19 protein-coding genes and 1 pseudogene are annotated in these 22,948 nt (G+C 65.1%); 12 read left to right on the top strand and 8 right to left on the bottom strand.

The window, feature by feature from the left end; genetic code table 11:
* Positions 1 to 76 precede the first annotated feature (76 nt).
* A complete protein-coding gene (locus tag KHO49_RS20260) occupies positions 77 to 1,567 on the bottom strand; it encodes an aldehyde dehydrogenase family protein (RefSeq protein WP_102880108.1) in 1,491 nt (496 codons plus the stop codon).
* Between the two features lie 320 nt (positions 1,568 to 1,887).
* Here KHO49_RS20260 and KHO49_RS20255 point away from each other — a divergent pair, with 320 nt between their 5' ends.
* Genes KHO49_RS20255 through KHO49_RS20245 form a run of 3 tightly spaced genes read left to right on the top strand, consistent with a single transcriptional unit; the run spans position 1,888 to position 6,054 of the window.
* A complete protein-coding gene (locus KHO49_RS20255; RefSeq protein ID WP_213665727.1) occupies positions 1,888 to 3,366 on the top strand; it encodes an efflux transporter outer membrane subunit in 1,479 nt (492 codons plus the stop codon).
* On the top strand, positions 3,363 to 4,472 hold the full coding sequence (locus KHO49_RS20250; protein ID WP_213665726.1) for an HlyD family secretion protein: 1,110 nt from the start codon (positions 3,363 to 3,365) through the stop codon (positions 4,470 to 4,472). Before KHO49_RS20255 ends, KHO49_RS20250 begins: the two co-directional genes overlap by 4 nt.
* Entirely contained in the window at positions 4,465 to 6,054 is a 1,590-nt protein-coding gene (locus KHO49_RS20245) for a DHA2 family efflux MFS transporter permease subunit (RefSeq protein WP_110597147.1), read from the top strand. Before KHO49_RS20250 ends, KHO49_RS20245 begins: the two co-directional genes overlap by 8 nt.
* Positions 6,055 to 6,058: 4 nt before the next feature.
* On the opposite strand, the gene KHO49_RS20240 is transcribed toward KHO49_RS20245, so the two are convergent.
* Entirely contained in the window at positions 6,059 to 6,826 is a 768-nt protein-coding gene (locus tag KHO49_RS20240; RefSeq protein WP_102861806.1) for an AraC family transcriptional regulator, read from the bottom strand.
* Positions 6,827 to 7,164: 338 nt separating this feature from the next.
* On the opposite strand from KHO49_RS20240, the gene KHO49_RS20235 reads away from it, so the two are divergent.
* Entirely contained in the window at positions 7,165 to 8,880 is a 1,716-nt protein-coding gene (locus KHO49_RS20235; RefSeq protein ID WP_213665725.1) for a 2-isopropylmalate synthase, read from the top strand.
* A gap of 517 nt (positions 8,881 to 9,397) precedes the next feature.
* Here KHO49_RS20235 and KHO49_RS20230 read toward each other — a convergent pair.
* Both KHO49_RS20230 and KHO49_RS20225 read right to left on the bottom strand, forming a co-directional pair.
* A complete protein-coding gene (locus tag KHO49_RS20230; RefSeq protein ID WP_213665724.1) occupies positions 9,398 to 10,063 on the bottom strand; it encodes an HAD family hydrolase in 666 nt (221 codons plus the stop codon).
* Between the two features lie 93 nt (positions 10,064 to 10,156).
* The gene (locus tag KHO49_RS20225) at positions 10,157 to 11,812 is read right to left on the bottom strand and encodes a WG repeat-containing protein (protein ID WP_213665723.1); all 1,656 of its coding nucleotides are present in this window, start codon (positions 11,810 to 11,812) and stop codon (positions 10,157 to 10,159) included.
* Between the two features lie 380 nt (positions 11,813 to 12,192).
* On the opposite strand from KHO49_RS20225, the gene peaA reads away from it, so the two are divergent.
* From peaA to peaD, 4 genes are all read left to right on the top strand, one after another.
* Complete coding sequence (gene peaA / locus KHO49_RS20220) at positions 12,193 to 13,773, top strand: quinohemoprotein amine dehydrogenase subunit alpha (protein ID WP_213665722.1); 1,581 nt, start codon at positions 12,193 to 12,195, stop codon at positions 13,771 to 13,773.
* A gap of 79 nt (positions 13,774 to 13,852) precedes the next feature.
* Entirely contained in the window at positions 13,853 to 15,286 is a 1,434-nt protein-coding gene (gene peaB, locus KHO49_RS20215) for a quinohemoprotein amine dehydrogenase maturation protein (RefSeq protein WP_213665721.1), read from the top strand.
* A 1-nt stretch (position 15,287) separates the two neighbouring features.
* A complete protein-coding gene (qhpC, locus tag KHO49_RS20210; protein WP_102861784.1) occupies positions 15,288 to 15,611 on the top strand; it encodes a quinohemoprotein amine dehydrogenase subunit gamma in 324 nt (107 codons plus the stop codon).
* 23 nt (positions 15,612 to 15,634) lie between these two features.
* On the top strand, positions 15,635 to 16,753 hold the full coding sequence (gene peaD / locus KHO49_RS20205) for a quinohemoprotein amine dehydrogenase subunit beta (protein ID WP_213665719.1): 1,119 nt from the start codon (positions 15,635 to 15,637) through the stop codon (positions 16,751 to 16,753).
* A gap of 104 nt (positions 16,754 to 16,857) precedes the next feature.
* Here peaD and KHO49_RS20200 read toward each other — a convergent pair whose 3' ends face one another.
* The 3 genes and pseudogenes from KHO49_RS20200 to KHO49_RS20195 all read right to left on the bottom strand — a co-directional run.
* The gene (locus KHO49_RS20200; RefSeq protein ID WP_213665718.1) at positions 16,858 to 17,256 is read right to left on the bottom strand and encodes a lysozyme inhibitor LprI family protein; all 399 of its coding nucleotides are present in this window, start codon (positions 17,254 to 17,256) and stop codon (positions 16,858 to 16,860) included.
* Between the two features lie 36 nt (positions 17,257 to 17,292).
* Positions 17,293 to 17,730, bottom strand: coding sequence for a GFA family protein (locus KHO49_RS31105; protein ID WP_262379693.1), 438 nt, complete (start codon positions 17,728 to 17,730; stop codon positions 17,293 to 17,295).
* Positions 17,713 to 18,615, bottom strand: a pseudogene (locus tag KHO49_RS20195) (ADP-ribosylglycohydrolase family protein); the annotation flags it as partial. The pseudogene KHO49_RS20195 and the gene KHO49_RS31105, both read right to left, overlap by 18 nt.
* Before the next feature lie 194 nt (positions 18,616 to 18,809).
* Here KHO49_RS20195 and KHO49_RS20190 point away from each other — a divergent pair.
* The gene (locus KHO49_RS20190; RefSeq protein ID WP_102880120.1) at positions 18,810 to 19,268 is read left to right on the top strand and encodes an SRPBCC family protein; all 459 of its coding nucleotides are present in this window, start codon (positions 18,810 to 18,812) and stop codon (positions 19,266 to 19,268) included.
* A gap of 79 nt (positions 19,269 to 19,347) precedes the next feature.
* Positions 19,348 to 20,151: an aminoglycoside phosphotransferase family protein gene (locus KHO49_RS20185; protein ID WP_102880121.1), complete on the top strand. Its 804-nt coding sequence runs from the start codon at positions 19,348 to 19,350 to the stop codon at positions 20,149 to 20,151.
* 369 nt (positions 20,152 to 20,520) lie between these two features.
* On the opposite strand, the gene KHO49_RS20180 is transcribed toward KHO49_RS20185, so the two are convergent.
* The gene (locus KHO49_RS20180; protein ID WP_213665716.1) at positions 20,521 to 21,846 is read right to left on the bottom strand and encodes an aminotransferase-like domain-containing protein; all 1,326 of its coding nucleotides are present in this window, start codon (positions 21,844 to 21,846) and stop codon (positions 20,521 to 20,523) included.
* Positions 21,847 to 21,933: 87 nt separating this feature from the next.
* Between KHO49_RS20180 and KHO49_RS20175 the strand changes: the two genes are divergently transcribed.
* Positions 21,934 to 22,566, top strand: a complete 633-nt coding sequence (locus KHO49_RS20175; protein ID WP_213665715.1) for a LysE family translocator — start codon at positions 21,934 to 21,936, stop codon at positions 22,564 to 22,566.
* A 25-nt stretch (positions 22,567 to 22,591) separates the two neighbouring features.
* Positions 22,592 to 22,936 (top strand): antibiotic biosynthesis monooxygenase family protein, encoded by a 345-nt coding sequence (locus KHO49_RS20170; RefSeq protein WP_102861775.1) that lies wholly within the window; start codon positions 22,592 to 22,594, stop codon positions 22,934 to 22,936.
* Positions 22,937 to 22,948 lie beyond the last annotated feature (12 nt).

The following is a 22,948-nucleotide window of genomic DNA, read 5'->3' as shown; positions in this document are numbered from 1 at the left end:
GCCATCCCGCGCCGTCATTCCTGGAATCATCCCTGGCGTCATCCGGCAGGCCACGGGCATTCGCCCTGACCGTGGATCAGAGCTTGATCAGCACCGATTTCAGTTCGGTGTAGTGCTCGATAGCCGCGTGGCCCATTTCCCGGCCGAGCCCGGACATCTTGTAGCCGCCAAACGGCAGTGCCGGGTCCAGGGCGCTGTGGCAATTGACCCACACCGAGCCGGACTTGATCTTCGGAATCATCCGGTGCACCGCTGCCAGATCGTTGGACCAGATGCTTGCGCCCAGGCCATAGGGGCTGTCGTTGGCCAGGCGCAGAGCGTCGGCCTCGTCGTCGAAGGGAATCGCCACCAGTACCGGGCCGAAGATTTCTTCCTGGACCAGCGAGTGCTTCTGGTCGACATCGACGATCACTGTCGGTTTGACGAAATACCCCGGGCCGAACTGCTCGCCGCCACAGGCAATGGTGGCGCCGCTGTCCCGGCCCATCTCGATGTAGCGGTAGACCCGTTCCTGCTGGCGCGCGGAAATCAGCGGGCCCATCTCGACGCTGGCGTCCAGGCCGTTGCCCAGCTTCATGGCATTGGCGATGCCGGCAATGTCAGCCACCACGTTGTCGAAGTGCTTGCGCTGCACATACAGCCGCGAACCGGCGCAACAGACCTGGCCTTGGTTGAAGAAGATCGCACTGGCGGCCCCGGCGGCGGCACTGCCCAGGTCGGCGTCGGCCATGACGATGGTCGGCGATTTGCCCCCCAGCTCCAGGGTGACCCGGGTCATGGAGTCCATGGCGATCTTGCCGATTTCCTTGCCCACGGCGGTGGAGCCGGTGAAGGTCAGTTTGTCCACCAGAGGGTTGTGGGTCAGGGCGCTGCCGGCGGTGATGCCGGTGCCGGTGACCACGTTGAACACGCCGTCGGGGTAGCCGGCTTCCTGCACCAGTTCTGCCAGTTTCAACGCACTGAGCGGGGTTTCGTCCGCCGGCTTGAGCACCAGGGTGCAACCGGTGGCCAGGGCCGGGCCGAGTTTCCAGCAGGCCAGCAGCAAGGGGAAGTTCCAGGCGACGATGGCGCCGACCACGCCCAGCGCTTCGCGGCGGATGAAACTGTGGAACTGATCGTCGGGCATCAGCGGCAGCGAAACCTCGACGCTGGTGCCTTCGATCTTGGTCGCCCAGCCGGCCATGTAGCGCAAGAAGTCGATGGACAATTGCACGTCCATGGCCTGGGCCACAGCCGCGCTCTTGCCATTGTTCAGGCATTCCAGCTGGGCCAGCAGTTCGGCGTCGCGCTGCATCAGGTCGGCGAGTTTCCACAGCAGGTTCTGCCGCTCCCGGGGGCGGGTGCGGGTCCAGGGCGAGTCGTCGAAAGCCTGGCGCGCTGCCAGCACTGCGCGATCGACATCATCCACCGTGGCTCGGGGCACCAGGCACAGCTGTTCGCCGGTGGCGGGGTTGCGCAGGGGCATGGTCTGGCCATCGGCGGCCTCGACCCAGTGGGCGCCGATCAACATGCGCGGGGCGCGCTGGATAAACGCCGTGGTAGCGGCGAGCAGTGGGGCAATAGCCATGGCGAAGCCTCTTGTTGTAGGTGAGGCAGGGGCTTTCGCAATGGCTATGCCAGTTCCGTCGTGGCGGCGTGGCCTCGGGATTGCGGGGGCTTGGGCGCGCTGCCGAGGTTGGCGCGGCGGTGGCTTTTCGCAAACTGCGACAGCCCGGTGAGATTCAAGAGACGCACCGGTTCGTCGGTCTGGGCCCATGACCGCAAGCCTGGAGCGAAGCGGCTCAGAATGAAAGTTGACCATTTCGCGATAATTGAAAGGAAGTTCTCGTTAGACGGTCGAAAGTGAGGGTTTCTACAGTAGCCGCTTTGAATCCGCGAGTACTTCCCATGCCCATTTACCCAAGGCCTGCATGGGCCCTGTGCGCCCTGTTGGCCGGCTGCACCCTGGGGCCGGACCAGCCGCCCGGCAGCACCGTGCCCCTGCCTGTGAGCGGTCTGGAGATGCACGCCGAGCAGGGGCTCGACCAGTGGTGGCAGCTCTACCGTGACCCGGATCTGAACGCCGCAGTGCAGGAGGCCCTGAGCCAGAACCGCGATCTGCGGATGGCCGCGGCCAACCTGCTGCAGGCCCGGGCGCTGCTGCGCGAGACCGATACCCTGCGTCAGCCCGCCACCCAGGTGACGGCCCAGGCCAGCTACGGCAGTACCGCGGATGACCAGCTGGAAGCCGCCTTGCAGGACAGCGAGCGGATTCGCACCGGCAGCCGCTATGGGGTTGGCCTGGATGTGCAGTGGGAGGCTGACTTGTTCGGTCGTTTGCACGGTCTGGCGGATGCTGCCCGGGCCGATGCCGAGGCGGCGCGGGCCGCCGAGGACGGCCTGCGGGTGGTGGTGGCCGCGGAAACCACCCGCGCCTGGTTGCAGGCTTGCAGCTACGGCCAGCGCCTGCAGGTGGCCGGCGAGTCCCTGGCGCTGGTGGAGCAGGGCCGGGCCCTGAGCGCCCAGCTGTATCAGGCCGGCGCCGCAGTAACCCTGGATGTGGTGCGCGCCGAGGGCCTGGTGGGCCAGGTGCAGGCCAGCCTGCCGCCGTTGCAGGCCGGGCGGCAGAGGGCCCTGGCTGAGCTTGCGGTACTGCTGGGGCGTCCCCCGGGCGATGCACCGGCGGTGGCCAAGGCTTGTCACCAGGCCCCGCGCCTGGGTTCGCCCATGCCCCAAAGCGATGCCCTGGCCATGCTGCGCCGGCGTCCCGATGTGAGCCAGGCCGAGCGCCGGCTGGCAGCGGCCACGGCGCGCATCGGCGTGGCCCGGGCCGACCTCTATCCGCGGGTCAGCCTGGGGGCCGGGGTCTACACGTCGGCGCACCAGCCCTCGGGTTTCGACGAGCGCGACGCCTCGGTCTGGCAATTGGGGCCGCTGCTGTCCTGGAGCTTGCCCAACCTCAATGCCGCCCGCGCGCGCATCGCCCAGGCCGACGCCCGGGAAAGCGCGGCACTGGCGGATTTTGACCGCAGCATCCTGGCGGCCTTGAAGGAACAGCAGCAAGCCTTGAGCGACTACCAGGCCGCGTTGCAGCGCCAGGAGGCCCTGCACCTGGCGGCCGAGCGCGACCATCAGGCCTTGCACCTGGCCGGGCTGGCCCGCGCGGCCGGTGCTTCCAGCGCCCTGGATTACCTCGACGCCCAGCGCAGCGCCGTGCGCACCCGGGCCGCGGCGGCGCAGGCCGACGCGGCCGTGATCGATACCCAGGTGCTGGTGTTCAAGGCGCTGGGCGGTGGCTGGCGCAGCGCGCCGCCGATTGTCCTGCCGCCGCCGAACCGGGCGGCGGCCAACCTTTTCCTGCGAACTTCCGACGAGCCTGTGCAATGACCCACAATCCTGTTCCCGCTTCTCCGGCGCAAGCCGTCACCCGCCGTCGCTTGCTCGGTTATGCCGGGTTGGTGCTGGTGTTGTTGCTGATCCTGGCCTGGTGCCTGAACTGGTGGTTCAGCGGGCGTTTCCTGGTGGAGACCGACGACGCTTACCTGCGGGCGGACATCGTCACCATCGCGCCACGGGTGGCCGGTTACCTGGCCGCGGTCGAGGTCCAGGACAACCAGCCGCTCAAGGCCGGCGACCTGCTGGCACGGATCGATGACAGCGACTATCAGGCCCGGGTCGAACAGGCCGAGGCGGCGCTGCGTGAGGCCCTGGCCGAACAGCGTGCCGGGCAGGCGCGGCTGGCCAATCTCAAGGCCCGTCAGCAACAGCAGCAGAGCCTGATCGCCGAGGCCCAGGCCCGGGTCGGCGCTGCCGAGGCCGAGGCGCAACGGGCCGGCCAGGAAGGGCGGCGCCAGCAGCACCTGGCCAGCCAGCAGGTCAGCAGCGTGCAGCAACTGGAAAACGCTGCGGCCTTGGCGCGTCAGGCCGATGCCGCGCTGGGTGCGGCCCGGGCTACGCTGGCGGCGCGGCGCCAGCAGGTGCAGGTGCTCGATACCGAGCAGCAAAGCGCCCGGGCGCAACTGGACAAGCTCGCAGCGGGCGTGGCCCGGGTCAGTGCCCTGCGGCAGCTGGCCCGTATCGATCTGGCGCGCACCTTGATCCGCAGCCCGGTGGACGGTATCGCCGGCCAGCGCCGCCTGCGCCTGGGGCAGTACGTCGAAGTCGGCGCGCCGCTCTTGGCGGTGGTGCCTGAGGACGCCTATGTGGTGGCCAACTACAAGGAAACCCAGGTCGACGGCATGCGCCCCGGGCAGCCGGCGCGGGTCGAAGTCGACGCTCTGGGAGGTCACGTGCTGCTGGGCCGGGTGGAGAGTTTTGCCCCGGCCTCCGGCGCCGAATTCGCCCTGCTGCCGGCGGACAACGCCACCGGCAACTTCACCAAGATCGTGCAGCGCATGCCGGTGCGCATTCGTCTTGATCCGGGGCAGGCGCGACAGGCGGAACTGCGCCCCGGAATGTCGGTGGTGGTGAGCGTGGATACCCGTCATGACTAGTGCCCAGGCGGTACAGGACACCGCGGGCGAGGCGGGCGCGCAGGCGATTTCCCTGCGCACCTGGGTGGCGGTGCTGGGCAGCGTGGTGGGCTGCTTCATGGCCGGGATGAACGTGCACGTGACCAACGCTTCATTGCCGGACGTGCGGGGTTCCCTGGGCGCCACCTTCGAGGAGGGCTCGTGGATCACCACCGCCTACCTGGTGGCGGAGATCATCATCATTCCCATGACCGGCTGGCTGGTTTCGGTGTTTTCCATGCGCCGGGTGCTGATGGTGGGCACCGCCGGTTTCGTGCTGTTCTCGATTGCCTGCTCCCTGGCACCGACTATCCACAGCCTGATCTTCGCCCGGGTGCTGCAAGGGGCCTTTGGCGGGGTGCTGATTCCCTTGTCGTTCCAGCTGATCGTCACCGAACTGCCGGCGGCCCGGCACCCCATGGGCATGGCCCTGTTCGCCGTGGCCAACAACGTGGCCCAGGCGGCGGGGCCGTCCCTGGGCGGCTGGCTCACCGATGCCTATTCGTGGCGCTGGATCTTCTACCTGCAAGTGCCGCCGGGGCTGTTGCTGCTGGCGGCCATCGGCTGGTCGGTGCGGCCCCAGCCCATGGTCCTGGCAACGTTGCGCCACGGTGACTGGGGCGGGATCGCCAGCATGGCCGTGGGCCTCTCGGCGTTGCAGATCATGCTGGAGGAGGGTGGCCGCCATGACTGGTTCGCCTCGGGCTTCATCCTCAATTGCGCGGTCCTGGCCACGGTCGGCCTGCTGGCCTTCGTGGCCATCGAACTGCGCCGCGAGCAGCCGCTGATCAACCTGCGCCTCTTGGGCCGCTACAACTTCGGCATCGCCAGCCTGATGCAATTCACCTTCGGTGCGGTGGTGTTCGGCGTGGTGTTCCTGGTGCCCAACTACTTTGCCCAGATCCACGGCTACAACGCCCGGCAGATCGGTTTGATGATGATTCCCTATGGCCTGATCCAGTTCGTCATGTCGTTCGCCACTCCGCGCCTGATGCGCTGGACCAGCGCCCGTACCATCATCATTGCCGGCTTCGCCATCACCGGCATCGGCTGCCTGATGAACATCCACCTCAACCCCGATGCCTCGGTCAACGTCATCGTGCCGTCGCTGGTGGTGCGCGGTATCGGCCAGTCGCTGGTGGTGGTGGCGCTGGGGGTGATGGCGATCCAGGGGCTGGAAAAGGACCAGGTGGGCTCGGCCTCCGGGCTGTTCTCCATGGTGCGCAACGTGGGTGGGGCGATTGGTATCGCGCTGTCCAGCCAGATCGTGGTGGAGCGCGAGAAGCTCCATGCCCAGCGCATTGGCGAATCCATCAACCTGTTTGCCCAGGCCACCCAGGAGCGTTTGCTGGAGCTGGTGCGGCTGCTGGCCCAGGCGCCGGTGGAGTCCGCCAGGGCCCTGCACTCGGCGGCGCTGGCGCCGTTGCGTCAGCAAGCCCTGGGCCTGATGGACAAGGTGCTGCACCGCGACGCCTTGCTGCTGGCCTACAGCGATGCCTTCCTGCTGGCGGGGCTGGCCATGCTGTTGTGCGTGGTGGCCGGCCTGCTGCTGCGCCGGGCCTGAGCCTTCAGCGGTAGAACTCCGACGGTGGTGTGCCGAACTGGCGCTTGAAGGCGGCGGCGAAGGCGCTCTGGCTGTCGTAGCCGTGTTGCAGCGCCACTTGCACCACCGGCATGCCCTCGGCCAGGCATTCCAGGGACATCAGCAGGCGCGCCTGCTGGCGCCAGCGGCCAAAGGTGATGCCGGTGTGGCGCTGGAACTGGCGATGGAAGGTCTTGGCGCTCATGGCCAGGCAGTCGCTCCATTGCTCGGCGGTGCGATTGTCCGCCGGGTCGTCCGCCAGCGCCTGGCACACCCGCAGCATCCGCGGCTCATGGGGCCAGGGCAGGCTGAACGGCAGCACCGGCAGCGAGCGCATCTCATCGAGGATCAGGCGCATCAGGCGGCCGTCGCGGCTGTCCGGCGCATATTGGGTGCCGACCTGGGCGGCGGCCAGGATCAGCTCGCGCAACAAAGGCGAGACCTCGATCACGCAGTCATGTTCGGGCAGGCCATCTATGGCATCAGCGTTGATGAACAGGCTGCGCATGCGCACTGCGCCGCGCATCCGCACCCGGTGTTCGACGCCTGCCTGCAGCCACACCCCGCGACTGGGCGGTACCACCCAGCGTCCGGATTCGGTGTCGATCACCAGCACGCCTTCGATGGCATAGGCCAGTTGTGAGCGAGGGTGACTGTGGGCCGGTATTGCATGGCCGTTGGGGTAATCCACGGCGATGCTGGTGACCGGCAGCGCCAGGCTATCGATGGACGAGACAACCAGCAGATCGGACATGCAGCGCAGAGCCTCCGGAGCGGAAGGGATCATGGGGCGACCATCATAAATTCAAATGTCCATTTCGCGACAATAAAAGGCTGTTTAGCGCAGTACATTCAGATGGCAGCCCCCTAGACTGCCAGTCACTCCTTTCTTCCAGACGGTTGCCACCGCCCATGAATCCCCGCTTCCTGACCCTGCTACTAGCCCTACCCCTGCCTTACGGCCGGGGTCTGCCGGTACTGCCAGGAAGCTGGCACCCAGGCTGATCTCCCCCAGACTCCGGCCTCGAAGCGCTTTTCATGCTGAAAGCGGGGGAGATCCATCGCCTTCTCCATGCTTCTTTCGAGGTCAGTATGCTCACCCATCCCCATACCAAATATCGTGCCCTTGCCCCTGTGGACCTGGACTCGCGCCAGTGGCCGTCACGCACCATCACCCAGGCTCCGATCTGGCTGTCCACCGACCTGCGCGATGGCAACCAGGCGCTGTTCGAGCCGATGAACCGCGAGCGCAAGTTGCGCCTGTTCGAGGAGCTGGTGCGCCTGGGCTTCAAGGAAATCGAAGTGGGATTCCCCGCCGCTTCGCGTACCGATTTCGAGGTGGTTCGTGAGCTTGTGGAACAGCAACGGATTCCCGCCGACGTCACGCCCATGGTGATGACCCAACTGCGCGAGGACCTGATCCGCGAAACCGTACGCAGTGTGCAGGGCGCGCGCCGGGTCATCGTCCACCTGTACAACGCCATCGCCCCCGTTTGGCGGCGGGTGGTGTTCGGGCTTTCGGTGGACGAGGTCGAGGCCCTGGTGGAGCGCCATGTAAGGCTGTTGCGCGAGTTGACCGACCAGCAGCCGGAAACCCAATGGGTGTTGCAGTACTCCCCCGAAACGTTCTGCATGGCGGAGCTTGAGGTGTCGCTGCGCATGTGCAACACCGCGATCCGCACCTGGGACGCCGGCCCCGGGCGCCCGATCATCATCAACTTGCCGACCACCGTCGAGGTGGCGACCGCCAACGTCTTTGCCGACCAGATCGAATGGATGCACAAGCGCCTGGAGCGCCGTGATCAGGTGACGTTGTCGGTGCACCCGCACAACGACCGGGGCACCGGCGTGGCCTGTGCCGAGCAGGCGCTGCTGGCCGGGGCCCAGCGGGTCGAGGGTTGCCTGTTCGGCAATGGCGAGCGCAGTGGCAACCTGGATCTGGTGACCCTGGCCCTGAATCTCTATACCCAGGGCATCAGCCCCGGGCTGGATTTTTCCGATATCGCTGCGGTGGCTCGGGTCGCCGAGGCGTGCACGGCGCTGCCGATCCACCCGCGCCATCCCTATGTCGGCGATCTGGTGTTCACCGCCTTTTCCGGCTCGCACCAGGACGCCATTGCCAAGGGTTTTGCCGCCCAGGCGGCCGACGGTTTCTGGGAGGTGCCCTACCTGCCCATCGATCCGCAGGACCTGGGGCGGACCTACGACAGCATCGTGCGCGTCAACAGCCAGTCCGGCAAAGGTGGAATCGCCTTCCTGCTGCAGCGCGACCACGGCATTGTCATGCCTCGGCGCATGCAGATCGAATTCAGCGCCATCGTGCAGAAGCTGGCCGATGCCAGTGATGCCGAGTTGAGCAGTGACGCTTTATGGGAGGTGTTCCAGCGCACCTATCTGGCTTGCACAGAGGCAACGGCCGGCCTGCAGTATCTCGGTCACCGATTGTTCGATGCCCCCGAGGGGCAGGGCATCGAGTTGCGGATCGCCACCCCCGGAAACCCGGCGCTGTGCTTGCGTGGAGTGGGCAACGGACCTGTCGCCGCGACCTCGGCCGCCCTGGGCTTGCCGCTGCGCATCGACAGTTTTGAAGAGCGCAACCTGGCAGCAGGGGCCGATGCCCAGGCGCTGGCCATTGTTGAAGCGGCGTGGCCAGGGGTTGCCGGTTCCCGCTTTGGCGCCGGGTGCCATGCCAACACCGTCACCGCTTCGGTGCAGGCGGTGATCAATGCCGCGGCGCGGTTTTATCCGGAACGAGTGCTGAGGTTCACCCCAGCCTCGGAATCCGTCCTGGAGCCCGCGACTCGCTGAGCGACTCAGGTCCGTGGCCGGCCCTTTGTTGTGCCGGCCGCTGGATGCCCGGACAAAAAAAAGCCCGCTATAGAGGCGGGCCAAATGGGATTCGTTCAGGAGTAGCCATCAATCTAAGGGAGGCGAGGTGAAAGTCCTGTGAAAAAAAGGTCGTGCTGAGGAAAAAGCCTAAAGTCATTTGTCCAGATCGCACGGCGTTTTAGGATCTGTCCGATAGGACCGTCCCCAGCACCTGCGTATATTCCTCCCTGCTCGCCCAGCCAAAGGGGGTACTTCGGCTTAGGTGCCACTGCCGAAGTGATGGGCGAGCACTTTTTCCTTCCTGCTTTTTCCTGCTTCTCGTTTCCCACCTGCTGTTTCCCACCTGTTTGCTTCCCAGCTATCGCTCCTCACCTGTTGTTTCCGCTCTTATTGGCCTGCGCCAACCGTCCCGCTGCACGCTCCAGCGACATTCCTTTCAAGACCTGATCCATGCTCGGTGCCTTTATGGGTGCCCGGCTGCGTGGCGGCCCGTCCTTCAGGCCAGGTTGAGGCGGCGATGAATCTCGGCCCACAGTTGCGGGTCGTCGAAGTCCTGGATCACCCGATGGGCGCCGGCATTCAGCAGGGTCTGTGGTTGCTGGCTGGTGGCCAGGCCGAAGGTGCAGATGCCGGCCTTGACCGCGGCGGTCAGCCCGGGGAGCGAGTCCTCGAAGGCCAGGGAATGCTCGGCCCTGGCTTGCAGGCATTCCAGGCCGCTGAGGTAGGGCAGGGGATCGGGCTTGGCCCGGGGCAGTTCCTCGGCCACCAGGACCGTCTGGAAACGCTCCTCAAGGCCCAGCACCTTGAGCATGTGCTCGGCGTTGGCCCGCGGGGCGTTGGTCACCACACACACGCCAATGCCGTGCTCGGCGGCAAAGTCCAGCAGGCGCAGCAGGCCGGGCATGGGTTTGAGTTGGGGGGACAATTGACGAAAACGCACTTCCTTGCGTTCGGCGAAGGCTTCATGTTCCGCCACGCTGCGCTCGGGGAACAGGTAGCGGCACATGTTGGCGTTGGCCTGGCCACTGACGTGGGCGGCGAACTCTTGCTCGGTGAACACCCGGCGGTCTTCTTCCCACAACAACTGTTGCAGGGCCAGCAGGTGCAGGGCGTCAGTGTCGGTCAGGGTGCCATCGAGGTCGAAAAGCAGAGCGTTGAGCATGGGACAGTTCCTGTCGGGCCCCATCCGGGCCGGTTGGCTGAATCGATCAAGCCCGCATCCTAGCAGGCTTGATCCCAACCGTGACCGGTGGCCTCAGCCCTGAGCGTTGTCGCCTTCGCCCTGGTCTTCTTCCTCGTCCGGTTGCGGGCAGTGCTCCTGCGGGTTGGCCGGCCACAGCACCTTGTCCTGGCCGTCACGCACCTGCTCGGCGCCGCATTCTACCTGGCTGACCTGGAAGCTCGGGGTGCCGTCCAGGCGATACAGGGCCTTGAGGCTGCGGGTCTGGTCGTCGCCCAGGCCTTCCACGGCATAGCCGAAGATCGCGCCGCGGGCTTGGTCCACCACCAGTTCCTGCCACTTGCTGGCGATCAGGCGCTTGCCCTTGAGGTCATACAGGGCCGAGGTGGCCAGGGGCGAGGTGTCGTCGGTGGCCAGCAGGTAGTGGCCGCTGGCATCCAGGTGGATGTCGACGTACTGGCCCGGCTCCACCAGCACCTTGCCGCTGGCGTCCATCAGGCCCACGGTGCGCACTTGGGTGGCCTGGCCGAACAGGGTGGCCTGCTTGGTCGGGCTGTTGGCGGTGCTGAAGACGAACAGGTCGGCGTTGATCGCACCGATCTGGGCGTAGGTGGGCTTGAACAGCTCGACGCCCTTGTCCACATCGAAGATGCCGAAGGTGGCGCTGAACACGTTCTGCAGCACCGCGACCTGGTTCAGCCCCGGCACCTGCTTGAACATCCCCAGGGGGCTGAAGCCGGCCGGGTCTGCCGAGTCATAGACCGGTTGTACCTTCCACTGGCCCTGGCGGTCGATGAGCCCGGCCTTGCCGGAGCTGCCGTCGGCATTCTTGGCGGTGACCAGCGCGCCCTGTTTGCCGAACACCTGGCAGGTGCCGAACTGGGCCTGGATCACGGTCTTGCCCTGGAAGTCCATGTAGCCGCAGGGGCTGTCGTATTGTTCGCGGAAGGCCACCAGGCCGTCACCCGGCTCGCCCATCCAGTTGTAGGTGGCGGCGCTGATCAACTGGGCCTTGGCATCGGCCAGGGCCTTGCCCTGTTCGGTGCTGACCACCAGATGCTGGTTGGCAAAGTAGTCGATGCTGTCGAAGTCGATCTTTTTCTGCTCGCCGGTCTTGAGGTTCAGCGCCCACTTGTCGCTGCCACGCTCGGCGATCATCCACCAGCCGCGTTTGGCGAAATCGTCGCGGACCATGCTGCTGTCGAACACGGCTTCGGTGATCACCTGGCCGGTGGCGCTGAGAATGCCGCGCTTGCCACCGATCTCGTAGACGATGAAATCGTCGTTGCCGCCCACGTACAGATCGTCGAAGCGCGGTGGCTGAATCTGCTGGCCGGCCTGGTCGATGATCCCCAGCTTGCCGTCCTGGCCGAAGCCGAAGAGGCCGGGGGTCAGCAGACGCAGGTCATCGGTAAAGTCGGCCTTGATGATTTGCTTGCCATCGGCGCTGGCCAGGTTCCAGGTGCCGTCCTTGGCGAACAGGAAGCTCTTTTCCAGGGGCATGGCGACCACGGCGTCGTAGTCATTGTCGGCGCTGACCAGTACCGCACCGTTCTGGTCCAGTACGGCGCATTCGCCATTGGCGCAGATCGGCATGACCATGGCCGCCGGAGCCGGGGCCGGCGCGAGGGTGGTGGTTTTGGGACTGGAGTCTTCCTTGCATCCGACCAGGGTCAGAGCAGACAACGAGAGGATCAGCGAGCCGAGACGGGCACAGGCGCTTCTATCCATGAACTTCAGGTTCCTTGTAAATGAGGGGTAGTGCAGAGCGCCCCGAAACTCGGGGCGGGCAAAGCGCGGGAGATTCTGCGGTGGCGCCGGATAAATGCAAGATCCAATTGCAAAGAAAACCACAGGTACAGCGCTAAACCCTGTCTCAGACTGAGACGTTTGTCGCGAAATTGTACGTCGAGTAACACCCAGCAGCCCGATGGCGCCCCGGGCATCTGTCTAAGTCATTGATCGGGCGCTGGTTTGTAAGCTGGCACGCTCCGTGTATTGCATAGCTTCAGACGTTTCTCTTGCCTCCATGGCCGGTATCGCCGGACATGGCAGAAACCAAAAAAACGACTCGCTAAAAATAAGAAAGCACCGTGGGAGGTTCGACCCTGATGAAGAGAAAACTCCGCCTGAGGCTGAGCGCCAGCCTGCTGGCCATTGCCACCTGTAGCGCCTTGCATGCCCCTTCGAGTTTCGCCGCCCGGGATGCGCAGAGCATCCTCAAGGAAACCTGCCAGGGCTGCCACACCCCCGAGGCAGGGGGCGCCCTGAGCCGTATCAGCCATCAGCGCAAGACCCCGGAAGGCTGGCTGATGAGCATTGCCCGCATGCAGGTCATGCACGGTCTGCAAATCAGCGATGACGACCGCCGCACCCTGGTCAAGTACCTCGCCGATACCCAGGGCCTGGCCCCCAGCGAGACCGACGGCGTGCGCTACGCCCTGGAGCGGCGCTTGAACACTGTCGAGCATTTCGACGAGCAGACCACCCAGATGTGCGCCCGTTGTCACTCTGGCGCGCGCATCGCCCTGCAACGGCGTCCGGCCCAGGAATGGGAGCGCCTGGTGAACTTCCACCTCGGCCAGTGGCCGTCCCTGGAGTACCAGGCCCTGTCCCGGGACCGCGAGTGGTTGCCCACCGCCCTCAAGGAAATGGTGCCCTTGCTGGCCCAGCGTTACCCCCTCGACAACCCGGCCTGGAAGGCCTGGCAACAGGCCCGCCCGCAAGCGGCGGCACTGGCCGGCGACTGGAGCTTCAGCGGCCACCTGCCGGGCAAGGGCGAACTGGCCGGGGTGATGAGCGTCAGCGCCGGGGCAGGCGATCAGTTCAAGGTCAGCGTCAAGGGCCGGTACGCCGATGGCAGCCCGTTCAATGGCCAGGGCAGCGCGATCCTCTACAGCGGTTATGAGTGGCGCGGCAACGTCACGGTCGACGGCGTGGTCATGCGCCAGGTGTTGGCGGCCCAGGGCAACACCCTGCAAGGGCGGATGTTCGAGGCCGAGCACGACGAGCGCGGCCTGGACTTCATCGCCGCCAAGCAGGGCAGCAGCCGGCTGCTGGCGGTGCAGCCGGGTTACCTGAAGGCTGGCGAGGAGGCCGAAGTGACCCTGGTGGGCGCCGGTCTTGCGGGCACTCCGAGCTTCGGCAAGGGCGTCGAGGTGGTGCAGGTGCTGGAGCAGAGCCCGGAGCGCATCCGCCTCAAGCTCAAGGCGGCAGCCAGCGCCCAGCCGGGGCTGCGCGAAGTCAGTGTCGGCAGCCTCAAGGGCGCCACGCTGGCGGTGTACAACCGCATCGCCGAGGTCAAGGTGGTGCCGGCGTTCGCCGTGGCGCGAGTGGGTGACGGCGGCGGTTCGACGCCCAAGGTCCAGGGGCGTTTCGATGCCGAGGCCTGGGGCCAGGGCGCCGACGGCAAGGCCTATCGCATCGGTGTGATGCCGGCGCAATGGAAGGTCGAGGCCTTCGACGAGCAGGCGGCCAAGGACGAAGACGTCAAGTACGCCGGCAGCATGCAGGCCGACAGCGGGGTGTTCACCCCCGGCGATGCGGGACCCAACCCGCAGCGCAAGATGTCCACCAACAACGCCGGCAACCTTAAGGTGATCGCCGCCGTGGATGACGCCGGCAAGGCCCTGACCGGCGAGGGCCAACTGATCGTCACCGTGCAACGCTGGAACAATCCACCCATTCCCTGAGGGCCGTCGAACGCTACCGACAGACACTTTCAGGCAATGACCGCAGGCCCCGAAAGCGGGGCTTGCACAGGAGGTTGTAATGGGCGCAATTCTGAATCTGGTGGAGCGCAACCTGCATGAAGTGCAGGTGGACGCCGACCGCATGCTGTTCCATATCCCCAGCAGTTCGCTGTTCGCCAGCGATGCCTTGACCTGCAGCATCATCGATGCCCTGCGCGGGCCCGGCTGTACCCCGGAAGACTTGATCCAACAGCTGGCTGGCGCTTACGACGGCTTGGATATCAGCGACACCCTGCGTGAGCTGATCGCCCTGGAGCTGGTCAGCGACGGCTCGCCCCTGACCCCGGAAATCGGCGTCAAGCGGGTCGAGCGCACGGCGATCAATACCGTGGTGCTCAACGTCAACACTGGCTGCAACCTGAGCTGCACCTACTGCTACAAGGAAGACCTGGACAAGCCCTCGGCGGGCAAGAAGATGGGCCTGGACACGGCCATCGCCTCGGTGGAGATGCTGCTCCAGGAATCCCCGGACGAAGAGCGCTACACCGTGGTGTTCTTCGGCGGCGAGCCCCTGAGCAACCGGCCGCTGATCGAGGCCATGGTGGACTACTGCGAACAGCGTTTTCGCGCGGCCGGCAAGTTCGTCGAGTTCGTCATGACCACCAACGCCACGCTGCTGACCGAGGAGGTAGTCGACTACCTCAACGCTCATCGTTTCGGGCTGTCGGTGAGCATCGACGGGCCCAAGACCGTGCACGATCGCAACCGCATCACCGTGGGCGGGCAGGGCACTTATGACGTGGTGCGGCGCAAGGCGCAGATGCTCCTGCAACGCTACAACAGCCGCCCGGTGGGGGCGCGGGTGACCCTGACCACCGGGGTCACCGACCTTGAGACCATCTGGGACCACTTGTTCAACGAGCTGGGGTTTGCCGAGGTGGGATTCGCCCCGGTGACCTCGGGCGACATCAGCAGCTTCAACCTCAGCAGCGAGGAGTTGATCGAAGTCTTCGCCAGCATGAAGCGCCTGGGGCGGCGTTACCTGGAGGCGGCGCTGGAGCACCGCAATATCGGTTTCTCCAACCTGCACCAGCTGATCACCGACATCCATGAAGGCCACAAGAAGGCGCTGCCCTGCGGCGCTGGGTTGAAGATGCTGGCGGTGGACCACAAGGGCGAATTGAACCTGTGCCACCGCTTCACCGGCTCATCCTTGCCGACCTTCGGCAACGTGCATGACGGCGGGGTCAAGCAGGTGCAACTCAACGACTTTCTGTCCCAGCGCCTGGACCGGACCCACACCGGTTGCGACAGCTGCCGCATCCGCAACCTGTGTTCCGGTGGCTGCTACCACGAGAGCTACGCCCGCTACGGCGACCCGGCGCACCCGACGTATCACTATTGCGAACTGATGCGTGACTGGGTGGATTTCGGCATCGAAGTCTACAGCCGGATCATGGCGCACAACCCTGCGTTCATCAGCAGTTACATCACTCCGCGCAAGGCCCACTGACATGAAACATCTCAAGCCGATCAATAACAAAGCTCAGAAACTGACCGAGGCTGCGGCCCAGGACCGGATCGAAGACGTGCTGGCGATGAACTCCGTGGCCGGCTGCGCTTCCACCACCGACCCAGGCTGGGAAATCGACGCCTTTGGTGGCGTCTCGTCCCTGTGCCAGCCGATGGAGGCCGACCTCTATGGTTGCTCCGACCCGTGCTGGTGGCCGGCCCAGGTGCCCGACATGATGAGCACCTACCCCGACTGGAACAAGGACGCCCAGGCCTCCAACGACAACTGGCGCAACCTCGGCACTGTCTTCCCCAAAGACAAGTGATGAACAAGAAGAAGGATTCCAGCATGCACAGCATCAAAGCCTACGGCCTGGTCGCACTCGCGGTTCTCGGCGCCTGCTCGTTCAGCGTTCTGGCCGATGAAGGCCTGGCCCTCAACAGCGGTCACGAGTACATGGTGACCACCAATTACCCGAACAACCTGCACGTCATCGATCTGGCCAGCGACAGCCTGTACAAGACCTGCAAGATGCCCGACGCCTTCGGCCCCGGCACCGTGCAACTGTCGCCGGACCGCAAGATCGCCTACGTGTTGAACAACCACTACGCGGATGTCTACGGCGTCGAGCTCGACAGCTGCAAGCAGGTGTTCCACGCCAGCATCACCCAGCACCCTGGGGAGAAGGCGCGCTCGATGTTCGCCTTCACCGTCAGTCACGACGGCAAGGAGCTGTACACCGTGGCCAACCCGACCTTGCTGCTCAATGATCGCTACGAGGTCAAGGAACCGCGGCTGGATGTCTACGCCACCGACGCTGGGCTCAATGCCAAGCCGGTGCGCAGCTTCCCCGCGCCGCGCCAGCTGACCATCATGCAGAGCGGCGATGACGGCACCCTGTATGTGGCCGGGCCGGACCTGTACAAGGTTGACGTCAAGACCGGCAAGTTCGAGGTGCTGATCCCCAGCCGCCATTGGCAACGTCCCAACTACAGCGCTCCGGACGTGCTCTACGTGTGGAACCAGCAAACCTACCGGCATGACTTCTCGCTGCTCTACACCGCCGCGAAGTTCAAGGACAAGCAGCAGGACCCGGCCACCGCCGAGCCGCTGTACGGACTGTTCAGCGTCGACCTTGCGACCGGCAAGACCGAGACCACCGACTTCGGCCCCCTGACCGAAATCTACTTCAGCGGCATGCGTTCGCCCAAGGACCCGAACCTGATGTTCGGCGTGCTCAACCGCCTGGCCAAGTACGACATCAAGCAGAAGAAGCTGCTCCAGGCCGCAACCCTGGAACACTCCTACTACTGCATCTCGTTCAACCGGGCGGGGACCAAGATCTACCTGTCGGGGACCTTCAACGACGTAGCGATCTTCGATGTGCAGAGCATGCAGCAGATCGGCAAGATCACCTTGCCCGGGGGCGACATGGCGATCACCACCGCGCAGATCTTCATCCGCTGACTGCGTCTCCCGCCGCCGGCTCCTGTGGTAGGAGCCGGCGGGCCGGCGAACAGGCCCGCACGCTGTGGGGCGTCCTCACCGATGCTTTGCGGGTAAGCCCGCACCTACTGCCTAGGCACCGGGCAGCTCAAATCCCCTTCCTCGCACTTCAGGTATTGCTTGAAGCTTTCCACCCGAGTCTTGGTCAAGGCCGTGATGCAGTTGCTGTAGGCCACCGGATACAGGCTGCCACCTTCCACCCCCGAGGTGGAAAAACGGCACTCGGCATCGCGGAACGCCAGCCAGGCGCGTTGGGCGCTGACCAGCAGCTTTTTGCTGTGTGGCTGGTCTTTCAGGCGCTGGTTGATCTGTTGGTAAAGGGTATTCAGCTCCTTGTCCGCGGCCTTGTTCAGGGCGTTGGCGCACAGGGTCATATCGGTCTGGGTGCTGCTGTTGCAGTCATAGGCCTGGGCCAATGGAGCCAGCAGCAGCGGCGCAATGGCCAGAAGCAGGATCGGACGCATGGAAAGTCTCGCAATCGGTCAATGAGAAAAAACAGTCTAGCCGCGGCTGGGTTGCCACTCGGGCCAGCGCTCCAGCGCTTCGTCGGCCAGCCAGGGCACATCGTGGGAGGTCCAGATATGCACCTGTGGCGTCTGCCCCGGATCATCGTCCAGGGTCGCCACCCGCAGGATCACGTGGGGCTGGCCCGGCCGCTCCGCCAGCAAGTGAGAGCCGCAGACCGAGCAGAAGTGCCGCAGCTTGCCCGGCGAGGACTCGAACGCCCTCAGCAGCTCCTGGCCCCGGGTCCAGCGAAAGTGTTCGCGCATGACTCCGGCGGTGGAGGCAAAGGCCGCGGCATGGGCTTTGCGGCAGGTCTGGCAATGGCAGTGGCCGATGGGCATGTCCAGGCGCTGCACCTGATATTGCACGCCCTGGCACAGGCAGCTGCCGTTGAGTGGTCGGGCAGATGCGTGGCGTTGCGAGGCTTGTAGCAGGTCGTCGGCCATGGCCTGGATTTCATCGCCCATGTGCAGCCGGGCCAGCCAGTGCGGCGGTATCCCCTGTACCCCATAAAAGGCTCCGGCCAGCTGACCGACGATGGCGGCAGTGGTGTCGGCGTCGTCCCCCAGGTTAGTGGCGGCGAGCACCGCTGCGGCGTAGCTGTCACTGTGCTGGAAGCACCACAGCGCGGCCTCCAGGGAGTCGACGCAGTAGCCGCTGCCGCGAATCTGCTCGCGGCTTTTCTCCAGGTAGCCGCCCTGGGCCAGGGCTGTGACCTTGGGTTGGCTGAAAGCCTGATCATCGAGCTGTTGCAGTTCCACCTTGCTGGCGCCACCCAGGGCCTTGGCGATCAGCCCGGCGAACAACTGGCAGCATTCGACGGCTTCGGCGGCGCCGTGGGTGGTGCGGGAACTGGCGCCGGCAAATTCACGGACCCGGGCCAGGTTGGGGTAGTGAAACAGCACCACGGGCGCCAGGCGCATCAACGAACCATTGCCGGCGGTTTGCGGGTCGGTTGCGCCGGCGAAGGGCTGGCCGTGTTCCTGGAAGTCGCTCAGGGCCTGGCGCACGGTCATGCCGATATCGAAGCACTCGCCGGTGGCGCTCAAATAGCCCCATTGCCACCAGTTGAGGTAACGACCCATCTGGTCGGCCGGGTCGAAGCCGTCCTTGCGCAACAGGCTTTCCCCCAGGCACAGGGCCATGGAGGTGTCGTCGGTCCACTGTCCGGGCTTGAGGTTGAAGGGGCCGCCGCCCAGCAGATCGGTGACTGGCGTGAAGCTGCCACGGGGCTTGAATTCGACGCTGGTGCCGACGGCGTCGCCACAGGCCAGGCCCAGCAGGCTGCCGCGGTAGCGGTCGATCAGGGAGAGGGGCATGGCAGATCCTTTGCAAAGTAGAGGTGCAGTGGCGCCGGCGACAGTAGCATTTTTCGTTGGGGACGATCAGTCGCGCCTTCGGCCAGATAAAGGTTGCGCTGGACTCACAGAGGTCTAAGGTCTGTACGAAAACCCGCCGAACGAAGATCAGGTAGTTTCCGTACAGAGCTAGTGCTCATCACTGGAGGTGATCCATGAACTCTTCAGATCGCATCGAACGCAAGATCCTGCTGCATGCCAGCCCGGCGCAGGTATGGGCGGCACTGAGTGAAGCCGAGACCTTCGGTCGTTGGTTCGGCGTGGCCCTGCAGGGCCAGCATTTCGCTCCCGGCCAACGCACCCGGGGTGCGGTCACTTACCCAGGTTATGAACACCTGACCTGGGATGTTCAGGTGGAGCAGATGCTGCCCGAAGAGCTGTTTTCCTTTCGCTGGCATCCCTACCCCGTTGACCCGGCCCATGACTACTCGGCGGAGCCCACCACCCTGGTGCAGTTCGAACTGGAACCGCATGGCGGCGGCACCTTGCTGCGGGTGGTCGAATCGGGCTTCGATGGTATTCCCAGCGAGCGCCGGCTCAAGGCTTTTCGCATGAACAGCCGTGGTTGGGACGAGCAGATGAGCAACATAGAAAATTACTTGCAGCTGCGCTGAAGTCGTTTGCGGCAAGCGGCACGTTGCGGATCGAGTCGTGGTGTTTGAAACTTGCCGCTGACCGCTTGGAGCTGTTCTTTTGTTCGCAACCTATCTCGAACGTTGGCGTCTGCTGCCCGATGGCGAGGCCATCATCACCTTGGGCAGCCGTTTGCTGCCCGTACGCCTGGAAGACGGCGCGCCAGCGATGCTGAAACTCGCCCTGGATGAGGACGAGCAGGGCGGTAACCGCCTGATGGCCTGGTGGGCCGGGGAGGGCGCGGCGCAGGTTTATGCCCAGGAAGATGAGGCGCTGTTGATGGAGCGCGCGCTGGGCTCGCGTTCATTGATGCGCATGGCCCTGGCGGGCGAGCACGACGCCGTCAGCCACATTGTCTGCGCCACGCTGGCGCGCCTGCATGCGCCACGTGCGCAACCCTGGCCGGCGTTGCTGCCCCTGGATCATTGGTTCAAGGATCTGCGCGAGGCAGCGCAACAGCAGGGTGGCTTGTTGCTCAATAGCCTGGCCATGGCCGAGCAACTGTTGGCTGCGCCTCGGGACCTCGTGGTACTGCACGGCGATGTGCACCACGACAATGTGCTGGACTTCGGCGAGCGCGGCTGGCGGGTGATTGACCCAAAGCGCGTATACGGCGAGCGCACCTTCGACTTTGCCAACCTGATCTGCAATCCGGACTTGCCCAGCGCCACCGATCCACTGCGCTTTGCCCGGCAGGTGCAGGTGATCGCCGCGGCGGCGCAGCTCGATCCTCGACGCCTGGTGCAATGGGTGCTGGCATTCAGTGGCCTGTCCGCCGCCTGGTTCCTCCAGGACGACCACCAGGCCGGGGCCCGCCACCAGCTCAAAGTCGCGGCTTTGGCCATTCAGGCACTGGCGTGTTGAGCTAGGGGTTTGCGTAAGTGAGCTATAGCGAATTTCCTACACGCGCTGTAATTCAATGCGCCTTCTGCGCACCGGGCTTTGTGTTTAATCTTCTTTCCCACAACTGCAGCGCAGGAAGCGCTCAGGATCAAGGAAGATCGACCATTAGCACGGATGCTGCAGACAGGAAGTCATGATGGTCTTGGAAAAAACCCGCTTCGGCGGGTTTTTTTTCGTCTGCATTTTCCAGTACCGCAGTCCTCGATAAACCCTGTAGCCGGCTTGCCGGCGAAGGGGCTGTTCAGGTCGCTTTCGCCGGCAAGCCGGCTCCTACGAATAGTGGTTGAGTTCGGCGGGTGATGTGCTGGCCGCAACCCGGAGCGCTCACGCTCAGCGGGTGACTTCGTTGCGGACTTTTACCAGGGCCTGTTCCAGCAGCGGCAGGCCAATGGAGCCCAGGGCTATCCGCAAAGCCTGGGGCACGTGAGCGGTGGTGGCGAAGGGTTCTGCCGAAGTCACCGTCACCCCCTGATGCTCCAGGGCCGACACCACGGCCTCGGCTCGCAAGCCTTCAGGCAATGTCAGCCAGAGAAAATACGACGATGGCCAGGCCTGAACATCGCAGTCCTTGAGTACCCGCCTGGCCAGTTGCTGGCGGCTGCGGGCATCGTTGCGCTTCTGCTCTTCCAGGCTGTCCACCAGCCCCGACTCGATCCAGCGACAGCCCAGGGTCACGGTCAGCGACGGGGTGCTCCAGGTAGAAACGCGAATGGCCCGCTCCAGGGCCGGGATCATCTCCGGCGGCGCGACGATAAACCCCAGGCGCAATCCCGAAGCGACACTTTTCGACAGCCCGGAAATGTACAGCGTGCGCTCCGGGGCCAGGGTCTGCAGCGGCGGCGGAGCCGGTTCGGCGAGGAAGGCGTAGGCGCCGTCCTCGATCAGCAGCAGGTCATGCTCGCGGGCCAGTTGCGCCAGGCGTCGACGTTCGGCCAGGGGCATCACCGTGCCCAGCGGGTTGTGCAGGGTCGGCATGCAGTACAGCGCCCGCACCGGGCGCCGGCGGCACAGGGCCTGCAGGGCGTCGAGGTCCATCTGGCCGTTGTGTTGCGGCAGTGATTCCAGGTCCAGGCGCTGGACCTGGGCCAGCGCCTTGAGGCCCGGGTAGGTCAGGGCGTCCACCGCCAGGATGTCCCCGGGCTGGAGCAGCGCCAGCAGGCTCACCGCCAGCCCCTGCTGGGCGCCGTTGACGATCAGCACCTGCTCGGCGGCGACGCGGATCTCGCGGTTGCGCAGGTGGCGCGCTGCGGTCTGGCGCTCATGGGGGCGCCCACCCTGGGGCGCGGAATGCAGCAGTGCATCCAGGTCGCCGGAGGCGGCAATCGCCCGCAGGCCCTCGCGCAGGCTTTCCGCCTGGCCGGGCAGGGACGGGTAGTTGAACGACAAGTCCACCGAGGCGGCGCCGGCGGGGTGCTGTTCCAGACCCATGCCCCGGGGCAGGCTGGTGTCGCGGACAAAGGTGCCGCGCCCGGGCTCGCCGACCACCAGGCCGATGGCTTCCAGCTCGTGATAGACCCGCAGCGCCGTGGCCAGGGCCACCTGTTCGCTGGCCATCAGCGCCCGCACCGTGGGCAGTTGGGTGCCCGGGCAGAGCTGGCCGCCGCGGATGCGCTGGGCGAAGTGATCGACGATGGTTTTGTAGCGGGTACGGCGCATGCTTGGCCACCTTGTGTATCTAGAACACTTTTTTGTTTGTATCAGATTGGGCGCCTAATCTAGCGGCTTTTGCGCAGGAGCGCGCACATGCCGGACCTTTCCACTCTGTCGATCTTCCTGGGCGCCGTGTTGCTGTTGCTATTGTCGCCGGGACCCAACATGGCCTTTGTCATCAGCCACGGCGCAGCCTATGGCTGGCGCGGTGGGGTGGCATCGGGGTTGGGGATCGGTGCAGCGGATATCGGCCTGACCCTGCTCACGGCCACAGGCGTCACCGCCGTGGTGGCCAGTTGGCCGCCGGCGTTCGACCTGCTCCGCTATGCCGGGGTCGCCTACCTGCTGTGGCTGGCCTGGAAAGCCCTGGCGGGTAACGGCGCCTTGAACCTTGTCGATGCCGTCCGGGTGCCGCTGTCCACGGTGTTTGTCCGGGCCCTGTGCAACAGTCTGTTGAACCCCAAGGCGTTGTTGTTCTTCATGGTGTTCCTGCCGCAATTCGTCAGGCCGGATCACGGCAGCATCGCCTTGCAGCTGGTTGTCCTGGGACTGTTGCTGACCCTGGTCAGCGGAATCTTTCACACCAGCCTGGGGATCTTCGGCGCGCTCCTGGCACGGAGCTTTTCCGGCACGACGGCACGTTTTGCCCGGCTGCAATCCTGGCTGCTGGCGGCGGTGTTGCTGGCGCTGGCCTTGCGCCTGGCACTGTTGGCCCGGCCGGTCTGACTTATCACCTCAACGGAGTTCAAGCATGTACATCGCCGCCTTTATCTATAAGCCGGGCCAGCGCGACGAGGAGTTCCACCGCCTCAGCGCGCTGATCGACGAAATTGCCATCAGCTTGCCGGGCTTTGTCGGCGCCCAATCCTGGACCAGCGCGGATCAGGCGCTGATCAATGCCAGTTACTACTGGGAGGATGAGGCTTCGATCCAGGCCTTTGCCCGTCACCCCAGGCACCTGGAAGCCAAGCGCCAGTACCGGCGCTGGTACGCCGGTTATCAGGTGGTGATTTCCAAAGTCGAACGCACTTATGGTGACGGCGCCATTGCTCAGTTGCTGAGCAATGATCGCCATGGGCAGGTACGCCGCGCCTGAAGGGAGGAGGCG

It is taken from the genome of Pseudomonas sp. RC4D1 (assembly GCF_018390395.1).
GTDB classification, from domain to species: Bacteria; Pseudomonadota; Gammaproteobacteria; order Pseudomonadales; family Pseudomonadaceae; genus Aquipseudomonas; species Aquipseudomonas danubii.
Note: the sequence above shows the minus strand (reverse complement) of the source record. Positions and strands in the feature narration are given on the sequence as shown.